Here is a 2,818-nt window from a genome sequence, read left to right on the forward strand (position 1 = left end):
TCAACAAGATCGTGTTCCCGGCGCACACGCCAATCAACTTCAAGATCACCTCCGACGCCGTGATGAACTCGTTCTTCATCCCGGGCCTGGGTGGCCAGATCTACGCGATGGCGGGCATGCAGACCAAGCTGCACCTGATCGCCGACCGCAACGCTGAAATGGAAGGCATCTCCGCCAACTACAGCGGCGCCGGTTTCACCGGTATGAAATTCAAAGCGATCGCAACTTCCCAGGAAGAATTCGACGCCTGGGTAAGTGAAGTCAAAAAGGCACCTAAACAGCTTGAACAAGCTGAATACGCAGCCCTTTCCAAGCAGAGCCAGAACAACCCAGTCGAGCTCTACTCCTCGGTTACGCCGAACCTGTTCCAGATCATCGTCGACAAGTACGAAGGCATGAAACCGGGTCCTAAGGTGAAGCACGAGAAGAAAGAGAAAGAAGTGGCCGCTACGGACATGAACTCGCATTCAGCTGCCGGGGCAGAGGAGTAAACGATGTTTGGTAAATTAAGTTGGGAAGCGGTCCCGTTCCACGAACCGATCGTGATGGTGACCATCGCCATGATCGCGCTCGGTGGTCTGGCACTGTTCGCTGCAATCACCTACTTCAAGAAGTGGACCTACTTGTGGACCGAGTGGCTGACGTCGGTCGACCACAAGAAAATCGGCGTGATGTACATCATCGTCGCCATGGTCATGCTGCTGCGCGGCTTTGCCGACGCCATCATGATGCGTACCCAGCTGGCCATGGCCACCGAGGGTTCGCCTGGCTACCTGCCACCTGAACACTATGACCAGATCTTCACCGCTCACGGTGTGATCATGATCATCTTCATGGCGATGCCATTCTTCACCGGCCTGATGAACCTTGCAGTGCCGCTGCAGATCGGCGCGCGTGACGTTGCCTTCCCGTTCCTGAACTCCCTGAGTTTCTGGCTGCTGGTATCGGGCGTAGTGCTGATCAACCTGTCCCTGGGCGTCGGCGAATTCGCCAAGACCGGTTGGGTTGCCTATCCGCCGCTGTCGGGCCTGCAATACAGCCCGGGCGTGGGGATGGATTACTACATCTGGGCGCTACAGCTATCCGGGCTAGGTACGACGCTGACGGGGGTCAACTTCCTGGCCACCGTGCTGAAAATGCGTACCCCTGGCATGAAGCTGATGGACATGCCGATCTTCACCTGGACCTGCACCTGGGCCAACGTCCTGATCGTGGCTTCGTTCCCGATCCTGACCGCTACCCTGGCACTGCTGACCCTTGACCGTTACATGGATTTCCACATTTTCACCAATGAACTTGGTGGCAATCCGATGATGTACGTCAACCTGTTCTGGGCCTGGGGCCACCCTGAGGTTTACATCCTGATCCTGCCGGCATTCGGCATCTTCTCGGAAGTGATCTCGGCGTTCACCGGCAAGAAACTGTTCGGCCACCACTCGATGATCTACGCCTCGGGCGCGATCTCGGTACTGGGCTTCATGGTTTGGCTGCACCACTTCTTCACCATGGGCTCGGGTGCGAGCGTCAACGCCTTCTTCGGTCTGGCGACGATGCTGATCTCCATCCCGACGGGTGTGAAGCTGTTCAACTGGCTGTTCACCATTTACCAGGGCCGTCTGCGTTTCACCAGCCAGGTGCTGTGGACCCTGGGCTTCATGGTGACCTTCGCCATCGGCGGCATGACCGGCGTACTGCTGGCCATCCCGGGTGCTGACTTCGTGCTGCACAACAGCCTGTTCGTGATCGCGCACTTCCACAACGTGATCATTGGCGGTGCGGTATTCGGTTACATCGCTGGCTTCGCGTTCTACTTCCCGAAAGCGTTCGGCTTCAAGCTGCACGAAGGCTGGGGTAAAGCAGCGTTCTGGTTCTGGATCTCGGGCTTCTTCGTCGCGTTCATGCCGCTCTATGCACTGGGCTTCATGGGCATGACCCGTCGTCTGAACGCCACCACCAACCCTGAGTGGGTGCCGTACCTGTACGTCGCCATGTTCGGTGCGGTGATGATCGCTTTCGGTATCGCCTGCCAACTGATCCAGCTGTACGTCAGTGTGCGTGACCGCAACAAGCCAGAGAACATGTGCGAACACGGTGACCCGTGGAATGCCCACACGCTGGAATGGTCGACCTCGTCGCCACCACCGTTCTACAACTTCGCTGTGCTGCCTAAGGCTGACTGCATCGACCCGTTCACCGAAGCCAAGGAAAACGGCACCGCGTACAAGGCTCCGGCCAAGTACGAGCCGATCCACATGCCAAACAACACCGCCACCGGTGTGGTCATGGGTGCTCTGTTGACCGTGTTCGGTTTCGCCATGATCTGGCACATCTGGTGGCTGGCCATCGCCAGCCTGGTAGGCACTGTCGTCTACTTCGCGATCCACGCTGCACGTGACGACCAGGGCTATATGGTCCCGGTAGAAACGATCGAGCGCATCGAAGCCGAGCAGCACAAGCGTCTGGTCGCGGCAGGGAAAATCCCGGCCACCGCCACCCGTGTTGAAACCTCGTTGGAACAGGCTTAAACCATGTCGAACTTAGTGACCAATGTTGGACACGCCCATGGTGACCATGGGCACGATGACCACCACCACGACTCGGGCGAGATGACCGTATACGGTTTCTGGCTCTACCTGATGACCGACTGCATTCTGTTTGCATCGATCTTTGCGGTATACGCGGTACTGGTTAACAACGTAGCGGGTGGCCCGTCGGGCCACGACATCTTCGAACTGCCATACGTGCTGGGCGAAACCGCTCTGCTGTTGTTCAGTTCGATCACCTACGGCTTCGCCATGCTGGCGTTGTACAAGGGCAA

2 protein-coding genes and 1 pseudogene are annotated in these 2,818 nt (G+C 57.7%); all 3 read left to right on the forward strand.

Going from position 1 to position 2,818, the window contains the following annotated elements; all coding sequences use genetic code 11:
- Window positions 1–491 (forward strand): COX aromatic rich motif-containing protein (locus tag D8U18_RS12345; RefSeq protein ID WP_177435017.1); only part of this gene is annotated, 491 nt, incomplete at its 5' end.
- A 3-nt stretch (window positions 492–494) separates the two neighbouring features.
- Window positions 495–2,525 carry a cytochrome o ubiquinol oxidase subunit I gene (cyoB, locus tag D8U18_RS12350; RefSeq protein ID WP_056855102.1) on the forward strand — a complete coding sequence of 677 codons (2,031 nt, stop codon included), beginning with the start codon at window positions 495–497 and terminating at the stop codon, window positions 2,523–2,525.
- 3 nt (window positions 2,526–2,528) lie between these two features.
- Window positions 2,529–2,818: pseudogene (locus tag D8U18_RS12355) on the forward strand (cytochrome o ubiquinol oxidase subunit III); the annotation flags it as partial.

Origin of the sequence: Pseudomonas sp. Sample_10, assembly GCF_004321495.1 — a bacterium.
Classification (GTDB): domain Bacteria; phylum Pseudomonadota; class Gammaproteobacteria; order Pseudomonadales; family Pseudomonadaceae; genus Aquipseudomonas.